Here is a 24,356-nt window from a genome sequence, read left to right as displayed (position 1 = left end):
CGGCGCGGCCCGCGAGGATCCGGAAGAGGCCGCCTACAGCTCGGCCAGGAGTTCTTTCTTCTTCGTCGTGAACTCCTCGTCCGTCAGCAGTCCCGCCCCGTGCAGCTGGCCCAGGTGCCGGATGCGGTCCGCGATGTCGGCGGGGTCGGCCCGGTGGTGGTGGGAGGAGGCGCTGACCTTGGCAGGGACGGGATCGGTGGCGTGCACCGCCGCCAGGACCGCGGCGGCCAGCGGGAGCGACTCGTGGACCAGACCGTAGCCGAGGCCGAAGCACACCGCCGTGGGGTCCTGGTCGGGCTCCCCGGACGCCGGTTCCGGTTCGCCGTCCGGGCCGTGGCGCAGCAGCCGCAGATGGCCGCCGGTGATCTCCGGGGAGCGCCATTCGATGCCCGCCAGCTCGCCCACCTGGAAGAACTGGTCCCCCGCTTTCCACTTCGCCGAGGAGGCCCCGGTCGAGAACCAGCGGAAGGAGACCACGTCGCCGTCGAATGCGACCCGCGCGTCGTACGCCTTGAACTGCAGCGGCGCGGGCGGCGCCGCCACCAGATAGCCGTCGGCCGGCTCCGCCGCGTCCGGGGGCAGGATCGCCCGCAGCTCGTCGGCGTAGTACTCGCCCAGCGTCTCGCGCTCCGCCGGCAGCAGCAGCCGGTACGGATCGGCCGAGGACTTCAGCTGCCCGGCGGCCGCGTCCAGCAGCGGGTCGGCACCCCGCCGGGGCACCGCCCGCAGCACCATCGTTCCCTTGCGCTTCCCCGGTGTGAGTTCCACCGAACTCAGCGCCTCATACGGGATACGGCGCTCGCCGAGTATCTGGAAGAGCTTCGGCGTCCGTATGCCCCGTTCGAAGCGGATGAGCACGGAGTCGGTGTCGAACTCCCAGGAGGAATGAATTCCCGCCAGCACATCACCCATGCGGGTCATCGTATGCGCCCGCGCTGACGGTTTGCCCTCGCGTGTCGGAGCGTGTCCGGTGGTCGCCAGCGAACGGTGCTACGCGCATCACACCAGTGCCGCGCACGGGTCGGAAGGGGCGCAGTGGGTGATGCCTGGCGCGCACTGGACGGAGTCGACCGCACCGGTGGCCACGAGCGCCAGGTTGACGAGACTTTCGGCGCCCGGTTCGAAGTAGCCGCTGTGTCCCGCCGCGTCGCCGGTGCCGAGCAGCCGGGCCCCGAACGCGGGCTCCGCCGGGTCCGCGCCGTGGCCCAGCGGCCCGACCTCCAGGTGCGGGACGTCGCTGATCCAGTCGTCGTCGGAGACCATCGCCCACACCCGGGCGCTGGTGCCCAGGCCGGTCACGTCCGGGGCGCGCATCCCGGGGCTGCCGGCCACCGCGATGTCGGTGACGCGCGCGGGCAGGCGGTCGGCGGCCAGGCCGCACACCACCGAGCCGTAGGAGTGGCACAGCAGCGCCACCGGGGAGTCGCCCGGCAGCCCGGTCAGGGTGGTCAGCAGCCGGTCGGCGCCCGCCTCGGCCCGGTCGCCGGTGAACGCGGACATGGCGATGCCGGAGGGCGCGTCGTAGTCGGCCCAGGCGATCACCGCCGTGCTGATCCCGGGTTCCAGGTCCCGCTCCTCGCGGTACAGCGCCTGGGCCATGCCGACCGGTGCCGAGTACTTGCCGAAGGTCTTCTGGAAGCCCAGCAGGTCGGTGTCGACGCCGGGCACGATGAGCGCGACGCGTTCCGCGGTCTCCAGGTCGCCCAGCACCTCGGCGACCTTGCCCCGGCCGGTGGGGTCGAAGGCGAGGATCTGCCGCTTCTCGTCCCCCAGGGTCTGGAAGCGGTTCAGCCGGCGCTGCGCCTCGTGCGCCCCGGCGGGGGAGAAGCCGCCGACGGCGATGCGCGCGCGTTCGGCCTCCGCCGCCTCGGCGAGCGCCACCCGGTTGGCCTCGTACCGAAGGGTAATGGGGGCACCGGCCAGATTGCCCACGACCAGGGGGTAGTCGTGCGCCAGGGTCCGCTGCTCGGCGGCGGTCAGTCCGGCGAAGAAGGCGTCGATGCCCTCGGCGGGGGTGTCCGGGTCGGGGAGGGGTTCGCCGTGCAGGGTGCCCTCGGCCCAGGCGGCGTGCTCCTGCTTGTACACGCTGGGGGGCGGCGCGTCGCCCCGCGCCATCCAGCCCGCGGTGGCCAGCACGGCGAACACCACCGCCAAGGGCATCAGGACCCTTCGGGCGGTGGTCGGCAGGCGGAAACGGTCCTGGCGGAGCGTCGCGAGAGTCAGCACTATTCGCGCATCATATGAGTCCGCCGGGCGCAAATCGGACAGCCCCGCCGTGGCGTGTGACACACCTCGACGGGGCCTGACCAGCCTTTATGTGGTACTTACGCGTCGCCGCCGGCCGTACCGGGGTCCGCGGCAGCAACATCCAGCAACTGGTAGCGATCGATTGCCGTGCTGAGCACCGAGCGGTTCAGCTTGCCGTCCCGCACCAGTTCGGTCAGCACCCCGAGCACGATCGACGGGGCGTCGATGTGGAAGAAGCGCCGCGCCGCGCCCCGGGTGTCGGCGAAGCCGAAACCGTCCGCGCCCAGCGACTGGTACGTACCGGGCACCCAGCGCGAGATCTGGTCGGGAACCGCCCGCATCCAGTCGGAGACGGCCAGCACCGGTCCGTGGGCGTCGTGCAGCGCCCGCGTCACGTACGGCACCCGCGGCTCCTCCTCCGGGTGCAGCAGATTGTGCTCCTCGGCCGCCAGCGCGTCCCGCCGCAGCTCGGTCCAGGACGTCGCCGACCACACGTCCGCCCGCACGTCCCACTCGTCGGCCAGGATCCGCTGCGCCTCCAGCGCCCACGGCACCGCGACGCCCGAGGCCAGGATCCGCGCTGGCACGGTGCCGCCGGGAGCCGTGCGGTAGCGGTACAGGCCCTTCAGCAGCCCCTCGACGTCCACCCCGTCCGGCTCGGCCGGGTGCTGGATGGGCTCGTTGTAGACGGTCAGGTAGTAGAAGACGTCCTCGGCGTCGGGGCCGTACATCCGGCGCAGCCCGTCCCGCACGATGTGGGCGATCTCGAAGCCGAACGCCGGGTCGTACGCCACGCACGCGGGGTTGGTGGAGGCCAGCAGCTGGGAGTGGCCGTCCGCGTGCTGCGTCCCCTCACCGGTCAGCGTTGTACGGCCGGCGGTCGCGCCCAGAACGAAACCGCGCGCCAGCTGATCGGCCATCTGCCAGAACTGATCACCGGTGCGCTGGAAACCGAACATCGAATAGAAGACGTACACCGGGATCAGCGGCTCGCCGTGCGTCGCGTACGCCGACCCCGCCGCGATCAGCGACGCCGTACACCCCGCCTCCGTGATCCCGTCGTGCAGCAGCTGCCCGGTCGGCGACTCCTTGTACGACAGCAGCAGCTCGCGGTCCACCGACTCGTACGTCTGCCCCAGCGGGTTGTAGATCTTCGCGGACGGGAAGAGCGAGTCCATGCCGAAGGTGCGGTACTCGTCCGGCGCGATCGGCACGAAACGGTCGCCGATCTCCTTGTCCCGCATCAGATCCCGCAGCAGCCGCACGAACGCCATCGTCGTCGCGATCGACTGCTGCCCGCTGCCCTTGCGCAGCGCCGCGTACACGCCTTCCTCCGGCAGCTTCAGCGGGCGCGCCCGGTTCACCCGGGTGGGCACGTAGCCGCCCAGCTCCCGGCGCCGGTCGTGCATGTACTGGATCTCCTCCGACTCCCGCCCCGGGTGGTAGTACGGCGGCAGGCCCTCCTCCAGATCGCGGTCCGGGATCGGCAGCCGCAGCCGGTCGCGGAAGCCCTTCAGGTCCTCGACCGTGAGCTTCTTCATCTGGTGGGTGGCGTTGCGGCCCTCGAAGTTCGGGCCCAGCGTCCAGCCCTTGACGGTCTGTGCCAGGATCACCGTCGGCTGTCCCTGGTGCTCCTTGGCCGCCCGGTACGCCGCGTAGATCTTGCGGTGGTCGTGACCACCGCGCCCCAGATGCAGGATCTGGTCGTCCGTCATGTGCTCGACCATGGACCGCAGCCGCTGGTCGCCGCCGAAGAAGTGATCACGGATGTAGCCGCCGGTCTCGGTGGCGTAGGTCTGGAACTGCCCGTCGGGGGTGGTGTTCAGCTTGTTGACCAGCACCCCGTCCCGGTCCTGGGCCAGCAGCGGGTCCCACGAGCGGTCCCACACCAGCTTGATGACGTTCCAGCCGGCGCCCCGGAAGACCGACTCCAGCTCCTGGATGATCTTGCCGTTGCCGCGGACCGGGCCGTCGAGACGCTGGAGGTTGCAGTTGACGACGAAGGTGAGGTTGTCCAGGCCCTCGCGGGCCGCGATCGTCAGCTGGCCCAGCGACTCCGGCTCGTCCATCTCGCCGTCGCCCAGGAACGCCCACACATGGGAGCGCGAGGTGTCGCCGATGCCCCGCGCCTGCATGTAGCGGTTCATCCGTGCCTGGTAGATCGCGCCGATCGGGCCCAGGCCCATGGAGACGGTCGGGAACTCCCAGAAGTCCGGCATCATCCGCGGGTGCGGGTAGCTGGAGAGGCCGTACGGGGCCTTGGAGCGCTCCTGCCGGAACCCGTCCAGGTTGCGCTCCGTCAGGCGGTCCAGGAGGAAGGCACGGGCGTAGATGCCCGGTGAGGCGTGCCCCTGGAAGAAGATCTGGTCCCCGCCGTCGCCGCCGTCCTTGCCCCGGAAGAAGTGGTTGAAGCCCACGTCGTACAGGGAGGCGGAGGACGCGAAGGTGGCGATGTGCCCGCCGACCCCGATGCCCGGGCGCTGGGCGCGGGAGACGGTGACGGCCGCGTTCCAGCGGGTGGCGTTGAGGATCTTGCGTTCGATCTCCTCATTGCCGGGGAAGAACGGCTCGTCCCGGGTCGCGATGGTGTTCACATAGTCGGTGCCGCTCATCTCCGGCACCGCGACGCGCTTCTCGCGGGCGCGTTCGATCAGCCGGAGCATGAGGTAGCGGGCCCGCTCCCGGCCGCGCTCGTCGACGGCGGCGTCGAGCGAGTCGAGCCATTCCCGGGTCTCCTCGGGGTCGAAATCCGGGACCTGGCTGGGCAGACCGCCAATGATGATCGGGTTGCGATCGGATCCGGAAGCCACGCTGTTCCTTCACGTCCTTCGCTGGGAGTGTGGGGTTCTGGTGGGATGTCGGTGTGTCGGGTGTGTCAGATGGGGGGGATGTGCCGGGTGCGGCACCGCGGGCGTCTCGTGTCATATCCAACGTCTGCGGCGTTTCCCACCGTTCCATCGTGTACCGGGCGGCGGTGGGAAATCATCTCTACCGGGCGGTATTCCTCACTCCGGTGGACATGGCCCGCGTACCGCCATCCGGCCGCTCCTGGGCCCCGCACACCGGGGTGCCGCCACCCGCGTCGGCGGCGTCTGCCACTATGACGCAGATCACGCAACCATGGCCGACACGGGCCCGGGGCGTCAACGACGGGCCGGGTTCGCCGGGCCGGGTACTTGCGCGATTCGCCCGGCCCGTGTGGACTACGGCAAAGCCGCGCGTCAACGCGCGGGCCCGAACCGTACTGACTGAGACAGGACAGGAGCAATCCGTGAGCGCGACCGCGGACCACGCGGAGACCAACCTTGCCGTGAGGCTGGGTTTCCAGCCCGGAATGGTGGTCCAGGAGATCGGCTACGACGACGACGCCGAGGAAGAGCTCCGCGAGGTGATCGAGGCCACCACGGGCCAGGATCTCGTCGATGAGGACTATGACGACGTCGCCGACGTGGTGCTGCTGTGGTTCCGCGAGGACGACGGCGATCTGACCGACGCGCTGGTGGATTCCATCGGGCTGCTCGACGAGGACGGGCAGATCGTGCTGCTGACGCCCAAGCCGGGCCGGGACGGTTACATCGAGCCCAGCGAGATCGGTGAGGCCGCCAAGACCGCCGGTCTGGCCCAGACGAAGAACCTCAACGCCGGCAAGGACTGGACGGGCAGCCGTCTGCTGACCCCCAAGGCGGCCCGCAAGAAGTAGCGCGGCGCACGGCCCCCGGCGCCATCCCGGCCGCCGGGGGCCGCAACGTAGGCTGGGCGCGACACATGTAACCGACACCGAAACGGATGTCCGTCCATGGCGATTGAGCCCGGCACCAAGGCGCCCGACTTCACCCTGAAGAACCAGCACGGCCAGACCGTCACGCTCTCGTCCTTCCGGGGCGAGAAGAACGTCGTCCTGCTGTTCTACCCCTTCGCCTTCACCGGTGTGTGCACCGGCGAGCTGTGCGCTCTGCGCGACGAGCTGCCGACCTTCGTCAACGACGATGTCCAGCTGCTGGCCGTCTCCAACGACTCCGCGTTCTCGCTGCGGGTGTTCGCCGAGCAGGAGGGCCTGGAGTACCCGCTGCTGTCCGACTTCTGGCCGCACGGCGAGACCTCCCGCGCGTACGGCGTCTTCGACGAGGACAAGGGCTGCGCGGTGCGCGGCACGTTCATCATCGACAAGGAGGGCGTCGTCCGCTGGACGGTCGTCAACGGCCTTCCGGACGCGCGGGACATCGAGGAGTACGTCACCGCTCTCAAGGCGCTGTAACCCGGATCACCACCCAACGCGTCGTAATGACATATTGGGGACGGTTCGTGCGTCCCCCGACGCGCTTTCGCACACGCATATCAACGGACTGGAGGACACCGTGGGAGTCAGCCTCACCAAGGGCGGCAATGTCTCGCTGACCAAGGAGGCCCCGAATCTGACGGCGGTGACCGTGGGCCTGGGCTGGCAGGCACGCACCACCACCGGAGCGGACTTCGACCTGGACGCCAGTGCCCTGCTGACCAACACCCTGGGCAAGGTCATCAGCGACCAGCACTTCATCTTCTTCAACAACCTCAAGAGCCCCGACGGCTCCGTCGAGCACATGGGCGACGAACTCGTCGGCGGCAACGCGGACGGCGGCGGCGACGAGGAGGAGATCAAGGTCGACCTGGCGAACATCCCCCTGGAGGTGGACAAGGTCGTCTTCCCGGTCTCGATCTACGACGCCGACTCCCGCCAGCAGAACTTCGGCCAGGTCTTCGGCGCGTACATCCGTATCATCAACCAGGCGGACGGCCGCGAGCTGGCCCGCTACGACCTGACCGAGGACGCCTCGACGGAAACGGCGATGGTCTTCGGGGAGCTGTACCGGCACGGTGGCGAATGGAAGTTCCGCGCCATCGGGCAGGGCTACGCCTCGGGACTGCGGGGCATCGCACTCGATTATGGCGTCAACGTCTGACCCGTGATACGGCGCCGTGACGCCCGGCGTGGGAGACAGGACTTCTTGTGATACTGAAAACCTTCGGCTGGTCCTTCGGGGTCACCGCCATCGGACTGGCGGCAGCTTTTTACTTCTGGGGGTGGGAGGGGTTCGCCGTCGTGGCGATACTCTCCGTCCTTGAAATCTCCCTCTCCTTCGACAACGCGGTGGTCAACGCCGGTGTGCTGAAGAAGATGAACGCCTTCTGGCAGCGCATCTTCCTCACCATCGGCATCCTCATCGCGGTGTTCGGCATGCGGCTGGTCTTCCCGGTCGCCATCGTCAGCGTCACGGCGGGTATCGGGCCCATCGACGCGGTGCAGCTCGCGCTCGACAACCCCGATCAGTACCAGGAGATGGTGACGGACGCTCACCCGTCCATCGCCGCCTTCGGTGGCATGTTCCTGCTGATGATCTTCCTCAACTTCATCTTCGAGGAACGCGACGTCCACTGGCTGGGCAAGCTGGAGCGCCCGCTGGCCAAGCTCGGCCGGATCGACTCCTTCTCGGTGGGTGTGGCCCTGGCCGCGCTGCTGCTGACCGCCAGCACGGTCGCCACGCACGCCTACCAGCACGGCGGTACGTACTCCGACGAGTCGAGCACGGTGCTGCTGGCCGGCCTCGCCGGTGTGCTCACCTATCTGGTGGTCGGCGGGCTCTCCGGGTTCTTCGAGAACAAGCTGGAGGAGGACAAGGAGCGCGCGGAGGCCGAGGTCGAGGAGGCCAAGGCCGCCGGGCAGCAGCCCACGATGGTCGGCCTGGCCGGCCGGGCCGCGTTCTTCCTCTTCCTCTACCTCGAAGTCCTCGACGCCTCCTTCTCCTTCGACGGGGTCATCGGCGCCTTCGCCATCACGAACCACATCTTCTGGATGGCGCTCGGCCTGGGCATAGGGGCGATGTACGTGCGGTCGCTCACCATCTACCTGGTGCGCGAGGGCACGCTGGACGAGTACCGCTACCTGGAGCACGGCGCGCACTACGCAATCGGCGCGCTCGCCACCATGCTGCTGGTGAGCATCCGCTGGCACCTGCCGGAGGTGGTCACCGGCGGCGTCGGGGTCGCGCTGATCGGCCTGTCGTTCTGGTCCTCGGTACGGGCCAACCGCGCCGACGCGGCCACCCGCCGCGGCGGCGGGGACGACGGGGACGGCGGCGGAGTGGACTCCGGGAAATCCGCCATACCCTCCGGGGTGTGAGCACCGCGCGATTGCGGAAACCTAACAGGCGGGGCGCCGCTGGGCCACGTACCCAGGGCGCCCCGCCATGGGTTGGTGGGTACGAGGGCGGGTGGAGTGGGACATGGCGTCGCTGTGGAGCTATCTGAGGCGCAGCCGGGAGCCGGCGCAGAAGTTCGACACGGTGGGTGGCGCGGCCAGCTACGCGTACGAACTCACCAAGCGCTACCCGGAGTTCTCCCTCACCCGGCGCGGCGCCGACACCGGCACCCTGCGGGTGGACCTCTCCTGGCGGATGCGCACCGAGCTGGGCGGCTCCAGTCACCGCAAGCTGAACGCCTGGCGGCACCCGCTGGAGCTGTTCAAGCCGGCCGAGATCCAGGGGCACACCCAGGGGCTCGCCAACGTCGACTTCGACCTGGGCTGCCTGTACGAGCTGACGAACGGCACCAAGGGTGTGGTGCAGCCGCTCGGCGGGCTGACCGGGGAGTTCGGTGACCCGCCGTACATCAAGCTCAGCGGTGACGACCGGTTCGGCACCGCCTCCGGCGAGCAGATGTACATCAACCTCGACAACAAGGACGAGATCAAGCGGCTGCTGATCTTCGTCTACATCTACGACGGGGTGGCCGCTTTCAGCCGGGCCAACGTGGTCGTCACGCTGGTGACGAGCGACGGCAAGCACGTCGAGATCGGCCTCACCGACCCGCCGGACCAGGCGCACTCGTGCGCGGTCGTCCTCATCGAACACGAGGAGAACGGCGCCCTGGTGGCCCGCCGGCAGGTGAAGTACACCTACGGCTTCCAGTCCGAGATCGACCATCTCTACGGCTGGGGCATGTCCTGGGCACGGGGGCGGAAGGCCGGCCGGGCCTGACCAGCGGCGCCGCCCGCAGGTGATCGCGCCGATCTGAGTACCGGTACTCATGTCGGCCTGTGCATGCCACTGATAGCTTCCTGCTGCCGAATGGCTGATGCGGGGAGCTGACGTTGTCGAACGGACTGGAAGTCGATCCGGGCGAGTTGCGGGGCCTGTCGATCAACTCCGGCGTGGTCGCCGGGAATCTGGACGTGCTGCTGCGGTTGCTGCGCACCGCCGAGGGCGAAGGGGCCGCCCCCGGCGGCGGGTTCGAGGCGGTGGCCCGGCTGCGCGAGGTGCGCGCCGGCTGGGAGGCGCGGCTGGCCACCGTACGGGACGAGGCGTCCGGCATGGAGCACGGCCTGGTGAGCGCCGCCGGGAACTTCGAGGCCACCGAGGCCGACATCCAGGCCGGGTTCGCCGCGCTCGGCGCGCGCCTGGAGCAGGAGGCGGGGCCCCGGTGATCACCGTCTCGCAGCTGAACTCCGCCCGCCCGGCCGACTTCGCCTCCGAGGCCGAGAACTGGTCGCAGTTCACCACCTGGGCGGGTACGGCCAAGGAGTTCGTCGACCAGGAGATGGCGGACGTGCTGCGCGAACGGTCGGGGGAGACCGTGACCGCCGCGCTCGGCCGGGTCACCGTGCTCGCCGACAACTGCGAGTACGCGCGCGTCCAGTCCGGCCTGGTGTGCGCCGCCCTGGGCGGCCTCGCCGAGGAATTGGCCGACGCCCAGCGGCGGTTGCGCTCCGCCCTGGAGGAGGCCGCCGAGCGCGGCTACCCGGTCGGCGAGGATGGCTCCGTCACCTTCCCGGCGATCGCGGGCGAGGACGGCGAACCCGGCTGGCAGGGCGGCACCGCGACCGGCGGGGGCGGCGGCCGGCTGGTCGACTACCTGGACTCGGTGCGCGCCCTGATCGGCGGCCCGCACGCCATCTCGGCGCAGGGCCTGGCCCAGCGCATCGGGCGCGCGCTGCGGCAGGCGGAGGAGGTCGACGAGCGGTACGCGCGGACCCTGGCCGCTCTCGTCGTCGAACCCGGCCTGCGGATCACCGAGGCGATGTGGGCCGACGCGGGCGAGGACCTGCGCACCGTGGGCGCCGCGCTCACCGGACTGCTGTCGGTGGACGACATCCCCGCCGGTGCACCGGCGCGGGAGAACGCCGCGTGGTGGGACGCGCTGAGCGAGCGGGAGCAGGAGACCTATCTGGCGCTGTTCCCGGCCGTCGTCGGGGCGCTGGACGGGCTGCCCGCCCTCGTGCGGGACCGGGCGAACCGCGGTGTGCTGGAGATCGAACAGGCCAGGGTCGCCACCGAGCTGGAGGCCCACCGGGCGCTGGAGCCGGCCGCCAGGGGTCCGGCGCACGAGGAGTGGCAGCGCCAACACGACCGGCTGGCGGGCCAGTTGCGGGGCATGGAGTCGATCCAGGACCGGCTGGCGGCGGGCGGCACCAACGGACTTCCCGAAACGTTCCTGCTCGGCTTCGGCACGGAGGGCAACGGCCGGGCGATCGTCGCCGTCGGCAACCCCGATCTGGCCGACCACACCGCTGTGTACGTCCCCGGGACCGGCGCCCGGCTGGAGAACATCGAGGGCGACCTGGTGCGCGGCACCCGGCTGTGGCGCGAGAGCACGATGGCGGCCATGGGCGAGAGCGTGTCCACCGTCATGTGGCTCGGCTACGACGCCCCGCAGAACGCGATGCCCTTCGAGAAGGGCGAGATCATCCCCTCGGCCACCGACCGCGGCTACGCGCTGGAGGGGGCGCCCGCGCTGCGGGAGTTCACCTCCGGCCTGGAGGTCGCGGCCGGCGGCCCCGACGCGGGCCACACGACGGTGATCGGGCACAGCTACGGCAGCACGGTGGTGGGCGCGGCGGCGCGCTCCGACGGCGGGCTGGCCACCGACGACATCGTGGCGGTCGGCAGCCCCGGGATGCTGGTGCCCTACGCCAAGGACCTGGGGGTCGGCAGCGACCACGTGTGGTCGATGGCGGCGGGCACCTTCGACGACGTGGTGCCGAATGCGGGCCGGATGTTCCTGGGCGAGAACGATGTGGGGGTGGGGACCGGCCGGTACGGCATCCCCTACCTCAAGACCGATGTGATCCCGAATGTCCCCTCGGACGAGCAGTTCGGCGCGCATATCATGGCGAACGATTCCACGGGCCACAGCGCCTACTGGGACGAGAACTCCCTGAGCCTGCGCAATCAGTCGCGGGTGATCGCGGGCCGGTACGACGATGTGGAGCTCGGATGAGCCCGGGGGTACGGGGGCGGCGGCGCCCGGCGGCCCCGGCCACCGCCGTACTGGCGATACTGACAGCACTGACAGCACTGACCACGGGATGCGGCGGCGCGACCATGACGACGAACGACGGGCACGACGGGCACGACGGGCAGAGCGAGCACGGAGCGCACGGGGCCGCGCCGGGCGAGGGTGCGGGCGACGGCGCGGCGCCGGTCGCGGAGAAGCCGGTGGAGACGGCGCGGGAGGAGACCCGCGCGCTGTCCGAGCGGCTGCTGGAGCTGGCCGCCCCGGCGGACGGCGCGACGGTCACCGACCCGGGGCCCGGGGTGGACGTGTGCGAGGAGGACCCCGAACGCGAGCGGCTGTTCACGATGTACCACGCCTGGGGCCTGCACCGGCTGCCGCGCGAGGAACTGGAGCAGGCCATGGACCGGCTGCGGCAGGGCCTCCCGGCGCAGGGCTGGACCGTCGTCGAGGACGGTGTCCTCACCAACGCCAACCGCTCCCCGCGTCTCCTCCTGGAGAACGACGCCCTGCACTTCGCCGCGGACATCACCCTGGCCGGCCGGGGCGACGCCTCCCAACTCCAGATCACGCTCCAGTCGGCCTGCTTCAGCACCCCGGAGGGCGAGTCGCCGCGCGGCGAGTTCTGAGGCGGTCAGGTCAGCCCGGCCGGGGCGGCAGGAACTGGGGTCCCTGGGGCGGGAGGGTGAGGTCGGGCGGCGCGGGCGGGGCCGTTGCCTGCTGCGGGTAGCCGTAGCCGGCCCGGCGGCGCGGGTCCTCGGGGGGCGGGGGAGCGGCGGCCGTGACGCCGAACTCCGCCGCCAGTGCCACGAGTCCGCCCCGGAAGCCGAGCCCCGAGGCCCGGAAGTTCCAGCTGCCGCCCGAGAGGTACAGCTCGCCGCAGATCACCGCCGTCTCCCCGGGCCGCGGCTCGGGCGTGAACCGGGCCAGCGGCTCGGCGGCCGAGGCCCCGTACAGCAGCAGATGCGGATGCGTCCTGGCGGCGTCGAAGCCTGACTCCGCCGAGGCGGCCAGCACCACCCGGCCCACCGCCGGGTCCAGCCGGGCCAGCTCGGCCTCCACCGTGGCCAGCAGCCCGTGCCCGTCCCGCCGCTTGGGCAGTCTGCGCACCAGACCGGTGGGGTGCCGCGGCTGGTTGTAGAAGACGAAGTCGCCCGGCGAGCGCACCCGGCCGGTGCCTCCCAGCAGCAGCGCCGACAGCTCCACGTCCGCCCCGCCGGAGCCGCGCGGTGACCAGCGCAGCACCGCCCGTACCGAGGTGACCGGCAGCCGAACGGTGGCCCCCTTGTCCAGCGCATGCGTCATACAGAAATCCTGCCTGCCGCCACACTGGTGAAACAACGGCCCGCTTACGATGGCCGAGATCCGGTGCTGCCGATGGGGTGACCGGGAAACATCGACCGTTCGGGGTGAAATATGCGGCATTATGGGCACCTATCGGCCGCGCAACGTCGCGTCCTCTTCCATCAGGAGCCGGCCGAATTCAGCCTGAACTCTCCCGTGGGCCTGCTGGGCACGGCCCTGGGCGCCACGCTCTACAGCCCCGCGACCCGGCCCCGGCTCGCCTCGGACATCCGCAAGCAGCAGGCCGCCGGAGTGGTGTCCATGGTCCTGTGCCTTGAAGACTCCATCAGCGACGCGGAAGTTCCCGGCGCCGAGGAGAACCTGGTGCGCCAGCTCGGCCGGCTGGAGCGCGAAGACCCCGCCGATCAGCCGCCGTTGCTGTTCATACGCGTCCGCACCCCCGAGCAGATCACCGATCTCACCAGCCGGCTCGGTACGGCGGTACGGCTGCTGTCCGGCTTCGTGCTGCCCAAGTTCACCGCCGCCGCCGGCCCCGCCTTCCTCGAAGCCCTCACCGGCGCCGAGGTGATGAGCGGACGGCGGCTGCTCGCCATGCCCATCCTGGAGTCGCCCGAACTGCTCCACCTCGAATCACGCGCCGAGAACCTGACGGCCGCCGCCCGCGTCCTGGACAAGTACCGCGAACGGATACCCGCGGTGCGGCTGGGCGTCACCGACTTCTGCTCGGCGTACGGCCTGCGCCGCACCCCCGACATGACCGCCTACGACGTGCACCTGGTCGCCTCCGTCATCGCGGACGTGGTGAACGTCTTCGGCCGCGCCGACGGCACCGGCTACACCGTCTCCGGGCCGGTGTGGGAGTACTTCCGGGCGCAGGAGCGGATGTTCAAGCCGCAGCTGCGCCGCAGTCCGTTCAGCGGGCGCGCCGAGGGGCTGCGCGAATCGCTGATCGAGCACAACATGGACGGGCTGCTCCAGGAGATCGAACTCGACCAGGCCAACGGCCTGATGGGCAAGACCTGCATCCACCCCTCGCACGTGGCCCCCGTGCACGCCCTGTCGGTCGTCTCCCACGAGGAGTTCAGCGACGCGGCGGACATCCTGCGCACCGGCCCCAGCGGCGGCGGGGTGCTGCGCTCCGCCTACACCAACAAGATGAACGAAGTGAAGCCGCACCGGGCCTGGGCCGAGCGGACGATCCGCCGCGCCGAGGTGTTCGGCGTGGCCAGGGACGGCGTCGACTTCGTCGACCTGCTGGCCACCGGCATGGAGGGCGAGGGCGAATGACCGGAACCACCTGGAACGGCGAGTGGGTGACGCGCCGGCTCGGCGTGGAGCTGCGGGGCGGGGCGGCGCGCGAGCACCTGGGCCTGGCCGTGCGGCGCAACCCCAAGCGGGCGCACCTGCTGGTGTCGCGGATCCTGGGCAAGCACGTGCCGCAGCGGCCGGGCGTGGTGTACGGCGCCGGGCTCGAACTCGGCCGCCGGGTACGGGAGCTGCTGGGCGCACACGAGCCGGTGGCCGTGGTGCTCGGGTACGCGGAGACCGCCACCGGGCTGGGGCACTGCGTCGCGGACGGCATCGGCGGCGGTGCGGGCGACGGCGCGCAGGGCGGCGTCACGTATCTGCACTCCACCCGCCGTAACGTCCCCGGGGTGGCCCAGGCGCGGTTCGAGGAGGAACACAGCCACCACACCGGCCATCTGGTGCTGCCCGCCGACCCGGCGCTGATGGCCGCCGACGGCGCGCTGGTCCTGGTCGACGACGAACTGTCCACCGGCCGCACGGTGCGCAACACCATCACCGCCCTGCATCAGCTGCGGCCCCGTGCGCGGTATGTCGTCGCCGCGCTCGCCGATCTGCGCACCGAGGAGGACCGCGCGGCGCTGGAGAAGTTCGCCGCCTCCCTCGGCGCCACCGTCGACGTCGTCTCGCTGGCCGCCGGCGAAGTCGTGCTGCCCCAGGACGTCCTGGAGCGCGGCCGGGCCCTGGTCGCCGAACTGGACGACCCGGCGCCGGCCCCGGTCGCACCGCCCGCCACCGGCACCGGCACCGTACGGCGCCTCACCCCCAGCTGGCCCGACGCGCTGCCCGAGGGCGGCCGGCACGGCTTCACCCCCGCGCACCGGCGCCGCCTGGAGCGGGCGCTGCCCGGCCTCGCCGCGGAGTTCGCCGCCGCCCTGCCGCCCGGCGCCGAACGCGTCCTGGTGCTGGGCACCGAGGAGTTCCTGTACGTCCCGCTGCGGCTGGCCGCCGCCCTGGAGGACCGGGCGCCCGGCGTCGAGGTGCGGTTCTCTAGCACCACCCGCTCGCCCGTCCTGCCCGTCGACGACCCCGGGTACGCCATCCGCTCCCGGCTCGTCTTCCCCGCCCACGACGACCCCGCCGACGGCCCCGGGCCCCGCTACGCCTACAACATCGCGGGCCGCCCCTGGGACGCCGTCGTCGTCCTCACCGACTCGCCCGCCGACCGGCCCGAACTGCACGCGGCCGGCGGCCTGCTGGACCGGCTCGCCGCCCACACCCCGCACGTGCTGCTGGCCACCGTCCCCGCCGCCGCCCCGCCGCTGCGCGGCCCCGCCTTTTCCTCCTACGCCCCCGACGAGGTCGCCTGGCTGCTGAAGGACCTCACCGACGTCCCCCTGGAGGCGCCCACCGAGGAACGCGAGGAGGCCATCCAGAGCGGCGGCGCCCACTACGCCGAATCACTGCCCGTCGAGTACCAGCCGAGCGCCGAGTACCAGCGGCTGTTCCACACCGCGCTCGACGCCTCCGCCCACCGGATCGCCGCCGCCGTCGGCACCGTCACCGACATGGTGCTGACCGGCCGCCCCCGCCCCGTCCTGGTCTCCCTGGCCCGCGCCGGCACCCCGGTCGGCATCCTCATGCGCCGCTGGGCCCAGCACGCGCACGGCCTCGAACTCCCGCACTACGCCGTGTCCATCGTGCGCGGCCGCGGCATCGACACCACGGCGCTGCGCTGGCTGGCCGCCCACCACGACCCGGCCGACGTGGTGTTCGTCGACGCCTGGACCGGCAAGGGCGCCATCACCCGCGAACTCACCGAGGCCCTCGCCCCGTTCCCCGGTTTCGACCCGTCCCTGGCGGTGCTCGCCGACCCGGGCGGCTGCGTGTCCACCTATGGCACCCGCGAGGACTTCCTCATCCCCTCCGCCTGCCTCAACTCCACCGTCTCCGGGCTGATATCGCGCACCGTGCTGCGCGCCGACCTGATCGGCTCGCACGACTTCCACGGCGCCAAGCACTACACCGAACTCGCCGGGGCCGACCGCTCCGCGCACTTCCTGGACACCGTCAGCGACCGGTTCCCGCACGTGGCGGAGGAGGTGGCGCGCGCCGTACCCGAACTGCTCGCCGCCGACCGCACCCCCACCTGGGCCGGCTGGCGGGCCGTGGAACGCATCAGCGAGGCGTACGGCATCGGCGACCTGAACCTCGTCAAACCGGGCGTCGGTGAGACGACCCGGGTCCTGCTGCGCCGCGTCCCGTGGCGCGTCCTCACCCGGCGCGGGGTCGGCGCCGACCTCGACCACATCCGGCTGCTCGCCGAACAGCGCGGCGTCCCCGTCGAGGAGACCGACGACCTTCCCTACAGTTGCGTCGGACTGATCCACCCCCGGTACACCAAGGGCGCCACCGGCGCCGACGGAAAGGCAGCACGATGACCGGCACCGGAACCGGGACCGACACCGCAGGCGGCGGCCCCACGCTCATCGCCAGCGACCTCGACCGGACCCTCATCTACTCGCCCGCCGCCCTCGCCCTGGACATGCCGGACGCCGACGCGCCGCGCCTGCTGTGCGTCGAGGTCCACCAGGGCAAGCCGCAGTCCTTCCTCACCGAGACCGCCGCCGCGCTGCTGACCCGGCTCACCGCCGCGCCGCACGCCGTGTTCGTCCCGACCACCACCCGCACCCGCAAGCAGTACCGGCGCATCAGCTTCCCCGGCCGCCCCGCCCCGTACGCGATCTGCGCCAACGGCGGACATCTGCTGGTGGACGGCGAGACCGACTGGGACTGGCACGCCCAGGTACGCCGTACCCTGGCCGCCGAATGCGCCCCCCTGGCCGAGGTACGCGACCATCTGCGCCGCTCCGCCGACCCCCGGTGGCTGCTCAAGGTGCGGGACGCCGAGGACCTGTTCACCTACCTCGTCGTCGAGCGCGAACTGCTGCCCGACACCTGGGCCAAGGAACTCGCCGACTGGGCCGGGCCGCGCGGCTGGACCGTCTCGCTCCAGGGCCGCAAGCTGTACGCCGTGCCGCGCCCGCTGACCAAGTCGGCCGCCGTCGCCGAGATCGCGCGGCGCACCGGGGCCGGTACGGTCCTGGCCGCCGGTGACTCCCTGCTGGACGCCGATCTGCTGCTGGCCGCCGACACCGGCTGGCGCCCCGGGCACGGCGAACTCGCCGACACCGGCTGGAGCGCCCCGCACGTCACCGCCCTGGAGGGGCGCGGCGTCAGCTGTGGGGAGGAAATTCTCCGGGCGTTCGCGCGTCACTGCGCTGCTTGAGGGTGTGCTGACGGGCGGCGGCGTCCTCGCGCAGCCGCCGCTCCTCGGCCGCCCGTTCCGGATGCCGGGCCTGCCAGTACGGGTTGTCGTGCGGCAGCCGGCCGCTGACCCGCCCGTACATCCCGAAGCACATCAGCAACAGCCCCACCACGAAGCTGAAAAGGACGTTCTGGATGCGGAACGCCAGGAAGTTGGCGCTGGTTTCGAGCACGGCGAGGTGGTAGAAGCCGCTCAGGACGAACAGGACGCCCACCACCAGATTGAGGGTGGAGGCGAAATTGCCGCCCTTGATCATGCCGGCGAACAGCAGCAGGCCCACGGCGATGGACAGCCAGCTCAGGGCGCCGTTCCCGTTCAGCCCGGCGACGGTGTTGTCCCCGGTGGAGAAGAAACCGATGCGCTGGATGACGCCGAAGACCCCGAAGACGATCAGCGCCACCCCCATGAGCCCGGCACCGATCCGGTAGACCATGCTCAGGCGGCGGTCGGCGGGCAGATGCTCATCGAGCCTGGCCCGCAGGAACAGACCCCGCAGTCCGACCTCGGGCACCCGGTCGTGCGAATGCGTAGTGGCCATCTCTCCACCATGGACCCCGAACCGGGACGCATCAACCGCAGCAGCCGCCCCCGCAGCAGCCACCGCCGCCACCGGCGGCCGGCGCCGGGCCCGCGGCGGCCGGGGAACCCGTACCCCCGGCGACGGCGACCGCGACGGTCGACAGGAGTTTGACGGAGTCCTCGTGCCCGGCCGGACACACCGCGGGATCACCGGACGCGGCCATCGGACGGCTCAGCTCGAACTGGGTGCCACAGCTGCGGCAGCGGTACTCATAACGCGGCATGGCCACAGACTAGCGTCGCCGGATGTCCTCCACGACGGAGGTCACCATGCCCCGCACCGCCTCCATCTCGGTCAGGAACAGCCAGTAGTCGGGATTGCGGCCCCCCGCCTCCAGCGCGGCCACCGCCCGGTCAAGACGCTCCACCGCCGCGTCCAGCGGCCCGGCGTGCCGCGGGTCCGGGATGGACCGGCCACTCATCGCCAGCCGCTGCCCGTCCCGGATCGCGAACCTGGTGCGCTCGGCCTCCTTCGACGGGTCGAAGGACACCTCGTTCAGCCGCCGCAGCCGCTCACCGGCCGCCGACACCGACTCATCGGTGCGCCCCAGCAGCGTCTGCACCGCAGCCAGCCGCGCCGTCGCCTCGTCCCAGCGCTGCTCGTCGCGCGCCCGCTGCGCGTCACGCAGCGTGTTCTCCGCCTCCCGCACCGAGGCCGCCGCCTGCTCGGGAACCCGCTGGAGATCCTGCCAGCACGCCGCGCTGAACCGGCGCCGCAGCTCGCTGAGCACCGGCTCCACCTGCCCGGCACGGGTGGTGATCGCCTGCGCCCGGGTGCGCAGCGACGACAGCCGCTTGTCGATCCCGGCCGCCCGGCGGGGCAACTGCTCGGCCTCCGCGGTGATCGCCTCGGCCCGCCGCCGCACGTCCTCGGCACGTTGCACGGTCGGCTTGATGCCGTGCTGGGCCGGGCCCTCGTTCAGCAGCCGCAGCTCGGGTCCGAGCGCGGCCAGCGCGGTGGCCAGCTGATCGGCGGCCAGCCGGGCCTCGCGTACCGAGTCCAGCGCGGAGGTCGCGGCCAGCAGTGCCCGCTTGGCGCCCTCCACGGCGGGGGCGACCTGGCGCAGCTGGTTCTCGGCGCGCTCCAGCAGCGGGCCCAGGCTCTCGCCGAACCGGTCCAGATCGGACTTGACCCGGCGCAGCTCGTCGCGGACCCGGGTGAAGTCGTGCCGGGCACGGGAGGCGGTGCCGGCGTCCAGGTCCTCGCTGTCGAGGTCGTGGGAGTCCACGGTGCGGATGTACTCGTGGCTGACCTGGTCGATGCGCTCGCCGAACGCGGCGAAGTCCGACGCCACCCGGCCCGCCTGACGCGTGTCGTCGGCGGCGGCGGTGATGGTCTCGATGGTGATCCGCAGCTCGCGCTGGGCGGTGTCGAGATCGTAGAAGGCGGCGGCCGTCTCGTCCTGCGCGGCCTGCGCCTCGTTCCGCAGATCCTCCACCCGGCCCCGGCCCCAGCGCCGTACCCCGCCGCCGGTGAACGCCCCGGGGAGCGCGAGTGCCACGGCGGGCAGCAGCGCGAGCGGCAGCAGCGCGATCCCGGCAAGTTCCTTCGCGGTACGCGTCGCCCTCACTCTGCACTCTCCCCACTCCACGACTTCCGTCATTCTTTCATCAGGAGTGGGGACAGAACATGCCCAGGTCAGTCAGAGCCGTGAACGGAAATGGCCCCGTTGTGGGTGCTGACGCCGATCCGGGCGGCGGCGTCGGCGCTGTGCGGGGCGTCCACGTCGACGGATCCGTTGTGGGTGTCGGTGTCCACGCGGTACGTCCCGGTGGCCGGGACGGTGAGATCGACACCCCCGTTGTGGGAGGTGACGGCGACCTCCTGCGGCACGGCGGTGAGGGCGAGGGTGACGCCGCCGTTGTGGGTCTCGGCGGTGATCAGCGGCACATCGAGCCCGGAGCCGCGGACCTTCCCGTTGTGCGAGGCCAGCCGCAGCGAAGGGGCACTGACGTCCCGCACGGTGACGCTGCCGTTGTCCGACTCCAGATCCAGCGGTACGGAGAACCCGGCGGCCTCGATGGCGCCGTTCGATCCGCGCACGGTCACGGCGAGATCGGCGGGCACCGTGATCTCGTGCCGGATGTCGCAGGTGGTGATGAACCCGTCGCAGGTGACGCGCAGGGTCAGGGTGTCCCCGTCCATCTCCCAGCCGGCGTCGGTGGTGCCGCTCACCTTGCTCGCCGTGAACCAGCGGGTGACGCCGATCTCGCCGCTCAGCCCGGGGTCGGGCACCAGCCGGACGTCGCTGCCGCCCGCCTCGACGGTGAGCGTGCCGCCCTCGACACCGAAGGCGGCGTGCTCGGCGGCACCGTCGTGCGTCTGCTGGGAGCAGCCGGTGAGACCCGCCAGCACAGCGGCGGTTCCGGCGGCGAGGACGGTGACGGGAAGAAGGGCGCGGCGCACGGTGGGACTCCTGCGGGCGGTGCGGTGAACAAGGACACCGCAACGCTAGAAACGGCGCCGCCACCTGGTAATCCTGCTGCCCGGCCGAAGCCGGGTATGGCTAACCCCACCATGGTCGGCCATGTACGCTGTTGCACATCCACGGGTGCATAGCTCAGCGGTAGAGCGCCGCCCTTACAAGGCGGATGTCGGCGGTTCGAACCCGTCTGCACCCACTCTCGTGTTCACGACCCGGCCCTGTCCTCCCGTGTGGGGGGCGGGGCTTCGTGGTGTGTGGTGCCCGGGGTCCGGGAGAAGGGGAGGGCCGGGCGATGAACAGTGGTCTGTTCACGGTGATGTGGGGGCTGACGGCGACCGCGTTCGGCTGGATCGTCGCCACGGACTTCCGCGACGCGGCACGCCGTCTTGAGCTGATGTCGCGGCGCTCGATGCCGTTCGGCCTCGGCCGGCGGCCGGTACCGGCGTTCGCCGGTTACCCGGTGCCGCGGCTGGTCGCCGGCTTCTTCGGCCTCATGGGACCGGTCGTCCTGGTGGTGGGCCTGGTCGAACTCGCGGGCCCGGACGGCGCGGTCACCTCCGCCATGCCCCGACCGCCGTTGCCCTTCCTGCTGTTCGCCGCTGTGCCCGGCGCGCTGGGGCTGTGGATGCTGTGGCGGCGGTCCGGCCCGCTGCGCGCCGAGTGGGCCGGGGGCGGAGTCGTACGGCGCGCCGCCGTCGTCGTGCTGACGCTCGCGGTGCCGTTCGCGCTGCTCGCCTCCGTGTTCGGCAGCATGACCATGCTGCCGCTGGGCTGGTTCCTGGCCGCCGTGGCCGGGCTGATCCTGCTGCCGGGGCGACGGTGAACGGCGCGGACGTACGGGAGATCCTGGCGCTGCTGCGGGCGGCCGGCGCCGAGGCCTGGGTCGGCGGCGGATGGGGCATCGACACGTATTTCTGAGCGCCCGGCCACCTGTCTGCGTGTCCGACGGAACCGCTGTGACGGGCCGTCGCACCGCCCCGGCTGACGGGAGACGGAGGTGGTGCGGGCGGCAGGCGGGGTGAGGGCTGTCCGAGGTGGTGCCGCATCGGGACGATCCGTCCATCGGGCCCGGTGCCCAGGAGCGGGTGCCGGTTTCCGCCGGCCGGGGCGCCGTGCGCCTCCGGCTCCGTCCGGCCCGTCGGCGATCTCGCGCCCCGGCCCCATTCACGCCGTCGTGCCGCCCGGCACGGTGCCGGTCGGGGAGGTGCGGCGGGCGAGGTGGATGTGGAGGGCGGCGGCGGCCAGGTGGAGGGTGGCCGCCCACGTCAGCAGGAGTGCCGGTGGGACGGCCGCCAGCAGGCCCACCAGGGCCGCGCCGCAGGCCGCCGCCGTGATCTTCAGTCCGGCGCCCAGGGTGAAGACCTGGGCGCGGAGGTGATCCGGGGCGTGGTCGGCGCGGATGCGGAGGGTGGCGCTCAGCAGCGGGCCGTCGCACAGCCCCGCGAGCGCGTACAGCGGCAGGCAGAGCACTGGTGACGGCGCCAACGCCGCCGTGCCCAGGGCCACTCCGGTGCCGGCCAGTGCCATCGTGACCAGCCGGGCGGGCGGTACGGGGCGGCGCAGCCGGGCGGTGGCCAGCGCACCGGCGAGGGCGCCGAGGGCGAACACCGTCATCAGTAGGCTGCCGCCGCCGGGGAACGCCCGCTCCTCGGCGAGCAGCACGGTGGTGGTGGTCAGTCCGCCCACACCGAGGAAGGCCAGGGAGGTGGCCGCGGTGACGGCCCGCAGCTGCGGGACCCGCCACAGCGTTGTCACGCCCGCCGTCATGCCCGCCATCAGTCCGGCGCGCGGGGGCGTGCGGGCGGGCGACGGGGGCTGCCGCACCGCCGTCGTCAGCAGGGCCGCCGCCGCGGCGGCGGAGGCCGCCAGCGCCAGCATGGCCCGGCCCGGGCCGGCGAGTGCCGCCAGCACACCCACCGTCGCCGGGGCGGCCACCGAGGCGGCGTTGTAGACGGTCGCGTCCAGACCGTAGGCGCGGGTACGGTCCCGGCCGGCCGGAGCGAGCCCGGCGACCAGGCTGGACAGGCCGCCGGCCACCACGGGGCCGCAACTGCCGCCCGCCACCGCGATGGCCGCGGTCAGCGGCAGCGGCGCGTGCCCCACGGTCACCGCCAGGGCGGCGATCGCCGCCGCGAAGATCCCCAGCGCCGCCCCGTACCAGCGGGCCGGCAGCGCGCCCACCAGGGGCGCGGCGAGTACGTGCGGCGCCATCCAGGCCGTCAGGACGAAGGCTCCCTGGGCGGCGCTGCCGGTGCGGTGCAGCGCCAGCAGGGCGAGCGCGACCGCCATGCCCTCCTCGGCCAGCCGGGCCAGGAACGCCGTCGTCAGATAGCGGGACATGCGGCGGCTCCCCCCGGTGGCTCTGTCGCTCAGCAGCTCTGTAGCGCCTTGTGTCTATAAGACGTTACACTCGGGCCATGGTCAAGCAGGGGTTCCGGCCCGCCCAGCGGGCGATCGATCTCGCCGACGCCGTACGCGCCACTCCCGACCTCTCCCGGGACGCGCTCGCGGAACTGCTGGTACGGCACGGGGAGCGGCCCGTCGATGTCGCCGGGGAAGCGTTCGGCGAGGATGACGCGGCTGCCCTGCGCGCCGCCGTCCAGCGGCTCCTGGACGAGGTGTTGACCGACCCCGACCCCGACCCCGACCCCGGCGCGGACGCCGTCCCCGATTCCGACGCCCGTACCGACCGCGCCGGCCAGGCCCTCAATCGCCTCCTCGCCGACTGCGGTGCCCGCCCCCGCCTCTCCCGGCACGACGGGCAGCCCTGGCACCTGCACGTCGACCGGGACGACGACGCCGGCTGGGCGGACTGGTTTCTCGCCTCCAGCGCCCTCGCCCTGGCCCAGGTTCTCAGCGAGTACGGCCGCGCCGCCTGGGGCACGTGTGCCTCGCCGCGCTGCGGCACCCTCTTCCTCGGTACCGGCCCCGGCAGCCCCCGCCGTTACTGCTCCCCGGCCTGCGCCTCCCGCGAGCGGGTCGCCGCGCACCGCCGCCGTATGCGGTGAGCATTCACCGTTCCTTCGAATGGCCCGCAAACCCCTACGGCGAAGCACCGTTAGTCTGCTCGGAGTTGACTAACCAATGACGGAGTGAGGAGCCGGAGTGGCAGAGCTCAACGACGAGACGGGTGGTCCGGTCGACCTGCGCACGGATCAGCCGCACGCCGCCCGGATGTACGACTATCTGCTGGGCGGCAAGGACCACTACACCGTGGACGGCGAAGCCGCCGAGAAGGCGCTGACCGCCTTTCCGCTGCTGCGCACCGCCGCCCGGGAGAACCGCAAGTTCCTCGGCCGCGCCGTCCAGTACCTGGTGCGCGAGACGGGCATACGGCAGTTCATCGATCTCGGCTCGGGGCTGCCGACCGCCGAGAACGTCCACCAGGTCGCCCAGCGCCACGACCCGACCTCACACGTCGTCTACGTCGACAACGACCCGATCGTGCTTGTCTACGGCAGCGCCATGCTCGCCCAGGACCAGCGCACGGCCGTCATCCAGGGCGACGCCCGCGACCCGCGCGCGGTACTCGACCACCCGCGCACCCGCGAACTCATCGATTTCAGCGAGCCGGTGGGCGTCCTGGCCGTCGCCGTCCTGCACTTCGTCGGTGACGAGGAGAAGCCGGAATCGATCGTGCGGACGCTGCGTGACGCCGTACCCTCCGGCAGTCACTTCATCCTGTCGCACGCCACCGCCGACATCGCCCCCGAGGCGGCCATGGGCGTCCAGCGCGCCTACCGGGCCCAGGGCGTGCCGCTGACGCTGCGCGACAAGGCGCGGTTCACGGAGTTCTTCGAGGGGCTGGAGATCATCGAGCCCGGGGTGCAGGTCGTCTCGGACTGGCGGCCCGAGGTGCCCCAGGAGGAGCGGCCCGACCACGCCGATGTGTCCTGGTACGGAGGCGTCGGCCGGCTCGCCTGACCGGCGGCGGGGCGCGGTGCGGCGCGGGGCCGGTG

24 protein-coding genes and 1 tRNA gene are annotated in these 24,356 nt (G+C 72.0%); 16 read left to right on the top strand and 9 right to left on the bottom strand.

Annotated features, from left to right (window positions below):
* Window positions 1-33: 33 nt before the first annotated feature.
* The 3 genes from ACTFAP_RS06660 to aceE all read right to left on the bottom strand — a co-directional run bounded on the left by ACTFAP_RS06660 (window position 34) and on the right by aceE (window position 5,057).
* A complete protein-coding gene (locus tag ACTFAP_RS06660; RefSeq protein ID WP_495683816.1) occupies window positions 34-912 on the bottom strand; it encodes a DUF4429 domain-containing protein in 879 nt (292 codons plus the stop codon).
* A gap of 87 nt (window positions 913-999) precedes the next feature.
* Window positions 1,000-2,226 carry an alpha/beta hydrolase gene (locus ACTFAP_RS06655; protein WP_495683815.1) on the bottom strand — a complete coding sequence of 409 codons (1,227 nt, stop codon included), beginning with the start codon at window positions 2,224-2,226 and terminating at the stop codon, window positions 1,000-1,002.
* Between the two features lie 98 nt (window positions 2,227-2,324).
* On the bottom strand, window positions 2,325-5,057 hold the full coding sequence (gene aceE / locus ACTFAP_RS06650; protein WP_500468468.1) for a pyruvate dehydrogenase (acetyl-transferring), homodimeric type: 2,733 nt from the start codon (window positions 5,055-5,057) through the stop codon (window positions 2,325-2,327).
* A gap of 461 nt (window positions 5,058-5,518) precedes the next feature.
* On the opposite strand from aceE, the gene ACTFAP_RS06645 reads away from it, so the two are divergent.
* From ACTFAP_RS06645 to ACTFAP_RS06610, 8 genes are all read left to right on the top strand, one after another.
* A complete protein-coding gene (locus ACTFAP_RS06645; protein ID WP_390116727.1) occupies window positions 5,519-5,947 on the top strand; it encodes a DUF3052 domain-containing protein in 429 nt (142 codons plus the stop codon).
* A 96-nt stretch (window positions 5,948-6,043) separates the two neighbouring features.
* The gene (locus ACTFAP_RS06640) at window positions 6,044-6,502 is read left to right on the top strand and encodes a peroxiredoxin (RefSeq protein WP_030726350.1); all 459 of its coding nucleotides are present in this window, start codon (window positions 6,044-6,046) and stop codon (window positions 6,500-6,502) included.
* 100 nt (window positions 6,503-6,602) lie between these two features.
* The gene (locus ACTFAP_RS06635; RefSeq protein ID WP_390116728.1) at window positions 6,603-7,187 is read left to right on the top strand and encodes a TerD family protein; all 585 of its coding nucleotides are present in this window, start codon (window positions 6,603-6,605) and stop codon (window positions 7,185-7,187) included.
* Window positions 7,188-7,234: 47 nt separating this feature from the next.
* Window positions 7,235-8,404, top strand: coding sequence for a DUF475 domain-containing protein (locus ACTFAP_RS06630; RefSeq protein WP_500468467.1), 1,170 nt, complete (start codon window positions 7,235-7,237; stop codon window positions 8,402-8,404).
* A 103-nt stretch (window positions 8,405-8,507) separates the two neighbouring features.
* Entirely contained in the window at window positions 8,508-9,260 is a 753-nt protein-coding gene (locus tag ACTFAP_RS06625; protein ID WP_500468466.1) for a Tellurium resistance, read from the top strand.
* Between the two features lie 113 nt (window positions 9,261-9,373).
* Entirely contained in the window at window positions 9,374-9,706 is a 333-nt protein-coding gene (locus tag ACTFAP_RS06620) for a hypothetical protein (RefSeq protein WP_400009446.1), read from the top strand.
* On the top strand, window positions 9,703-11,499 hold the full coding sequence (locus ACTFAP_RS06615; protein WP_500468465.1) for an alpha/beta hydrolase: 1,797 nt from the start codon (window positions 9,703-9,705) through the stop codon (window positions 11,497-11,499). The genes ACTFAP_RS06620 and ACTFAP_RS06615 overlap by 4 nt, the downstream gene beginning before the upstream one ends.
* The gene (locus ACTFAP_RS06610) at window positions 11,496-12,143 is read left to right on the top strand and encodes a hypothetical protein (protein ID WP_500468464.1); all 648 of its coding nucleotides are present in this window, start codon (window positions 11,496-11,498) and stop codon (window positions 12,141-12,143) included. Before ACTFAP_RS06615 ends, ACTFAP_RS06610 begins: the two co-directional genes overlap by 4 nt.
* A gap of 10 nt (window positions 12,144-12,153) precedes the next feature.
* Here ACTFAP_RS06610 and ACTFAP_RS06605 read toward each other — a convergent pair whose 3' ends face one another.
* A complete protein-coding gene (locus ACTFAP_RS06605; RefSeq protein ID WP_500468463.1) occupies window positions 12,154-12,819 on the bottom strand; it encodes a TerD family protein in 666 nt (221 codons plus the stop codon).
* Window positions 12,820-12,930: 111 nt separating this feature from the next.
* On the opposite strand from ACTFAP_RS06605, the gene ACTFAP_RS06600 reads away from it, so the two are divergent.
* From ACTFAP_RS06600 to ACTFAP_RS06590, 3 genes are read left to right on the top strand one after another with little or no spacing between them, the layout of a single operon-like run.
* Window positions 12,931-14,106: an HpcH/HpaI aldolase/citrate lyase family protein gene (locus tag ACTFAP_RS06600; RefSeq protein WP_390116743.1), complete on the top strand. Its 1,176-nt coding sequence runs from the start codon at window positions 12,931-12,933 to the stop codon at window positions 14,104-14,106.
* Window positions 14,103-16,505: a phosphoribosyltransferase gene (locus ACTFAP_RS06595; protein ID WP_500468462.1), complete on the top strand. Its 2,403-nt coding sequence runs from the start codon at window positions 14,103-14,105 to the stop codon at window positions 16,503-16,505. Before ACTFAP_RS06600 ends, ACTFAP_RS06595 begins: the two co-directional genes overlap by 4 nt.
* Window positions 16,502-17,353 (top strand): HAD family hydrolase, encoded by an 852-nt coding sequence (locus ACTFAP_RS06590; RefSeq protein WP_451748630.1) that lies wholly within the window; start codon window positions 16,502-16,504, stop codon window positions 17,351-17,353. Before ACTFAP_RS06595 ends, ACTFAP_RS06590 begins: the two co-directional genes overlap by 4 nt.
* Here the strand turns inward: ACTFAP_RS06590 and ACTFAP_RS06585 are convergent.
* The 4 genes from ACTFAP_RS06585 to ACTFAP_RS06570 are packed head-to-tail and all read right to left on the bottom strand — an operon-like array spanning window position 17,301 to window position 20,378.
* Window positions 17,301-17,930 (bottom strand): DUF4383 domain-containing protein, encoded by a 630-nt coding sequence (locus ACTFAP_RS06585; RefSeq protein WP_390116750.1) that lies wholly within the window; start codon window positions 17,928-17,930, stop codon window positions 17,301-17,303. The genes ACTFAP_RS06590 and ACTFAP_RS06585 overlap by 53 nt on opposite strands.
* Window positions 17,931-17,961: 31 nt before the next feature.
* Window positions 17,962-18,195 (bottom strand): FmdB family zinc ribbon protein, encoded by a 234-nt coding sequence (locus ACTFAP_RS06580; protein ID WP_030726385.1) that lies wholly within the window; start codon window positions 18,193-18,195, stop codon window positions 17,962-17,964.
* A 9-nt stretch (window positions 18,196-18,204) separates the two neighbouring features.
* A complete protein-coding gene (locus ACTFAP_RS06575; RefSeq protein ID WP_500468461.1) occupies window positions 18,205-19,575 on the bottom strand; it encodes a hypothetical protein in 1,371 nt (456 codons plus the stop codon).
* Window positions 19,576-19,610: 35 nt separating this feature from the next.
* Window positions 19,611-20,378 (bottom strand): DUF4097 family beta strand repeat-containing protein, encoded by a 768-nt coding sequence (locus ACTFAP_RS06570; protein ID WP_500468460.1) that lies wholly within the window; start codon window positions 20,376-20,378, stop codon window positions 19,611-19,613.
* A gap of 143 nt (window positions 20,379-20,521) precedes the next feature.
* Here ACTFAP_RS06570 and ACTFAP_RS06565 point away from each other — a divergent pair.
* The 3 genes from ACTFAP_RS06565 to ACTFAP_RS06555 all read left to right on the top strand — a co-directional run bounded on the left by ACTFAP_RS06565 (window position 20,522) and on the right by ACTFAP_RS06555 (window position 21,315).
* Window positions 20,522-20,593, top strand: a tRNA-Val gene (locus ACTFAP_RS06565).
* A gap of 96 nt (window positions 20,594-20,689) precedes the next feature.
* Entirely contained in the window at window positions 20,690-21,220 is a 531-nt protein-coding gene (locus ACTFAP_RS06560; protein WP_500468459.1) for a hypothetical protein, read from the top strand.
* Window positions 21,217-21,315 carry a nucleotidyltransferase domain-containing protein gene (locus ACTFAP_RS06555; protein ID WP_390116760.1) on the top strand — a complete coding sequence of 33 codons (99 nt, stop codon included), beginning with the start codon at window positions 21,217-21,219 and terminating at the stop codon, window positions 21,313-21,315. Before ACTFAP_RS06560 ends, ACTFAP_RS06555 begins: the two co-directional genes overlap by 4 nt.
* A gap of 246 nt (window positions 21,316-21,561) precedes the next feature.
* Here the strand turns inward: ACTFAP_RS06555 and ACTFAP_RS06550 are convergent, their stop codons facing one another.
* Window positions 21,562-22,737 (bottom strand): MFS transporter, encoded by a 1,176-nt coding sequence (locus ACTFAP_RS06550; RefSeq protein WP_500468458.1) that lies wholly within the window; start codon window positions 22,735-22,737, stop codon window positions 21,562-21,564.
* 77 nt (window positions 22,738-22,814) lie between these two features.
* On the opposite strand from ACTFAP_RS06550, the gene ACTFAP_RS06545 reads away from it, so the two are divergent.
* Complete coding sequence (locus ACTFAP_RS06545) at window positions 22,815-23,405, top strand: CGNR zinc finger domain-containing protein (RefSeq protein ID WP_500468457.1); 591 nt, start codon at window positions 22,815-22,817, stop codon at window positions 23,403-23,405.
* A gap of 97 nt (window positions 23,406-23,502) precedes the next feature.
* Window positions 23,503-24,321: an SAM-dependent methyltransferase gene (locus tag ACTFAP_RS06540; RefSeq protein ID WP_500468456.1), complete on the top strand. Its 819-nt coding sequence runs from the start codon at window positions 23,503-23,505 to the stop codon at window positions 24,319-24,321.
* Window positions 24,322-24,356 lie beyond the last annotated feature (35 nt).

The sequence above is a fragment of the Streptomyces sp. PH9007 genome (assembly GCF_059813725.1).
The sequence above is the reverse complement of the archived record's forward strand: the minus strand, read 5'-3'. Positions and strand labels throughout refer to the sequence as shown.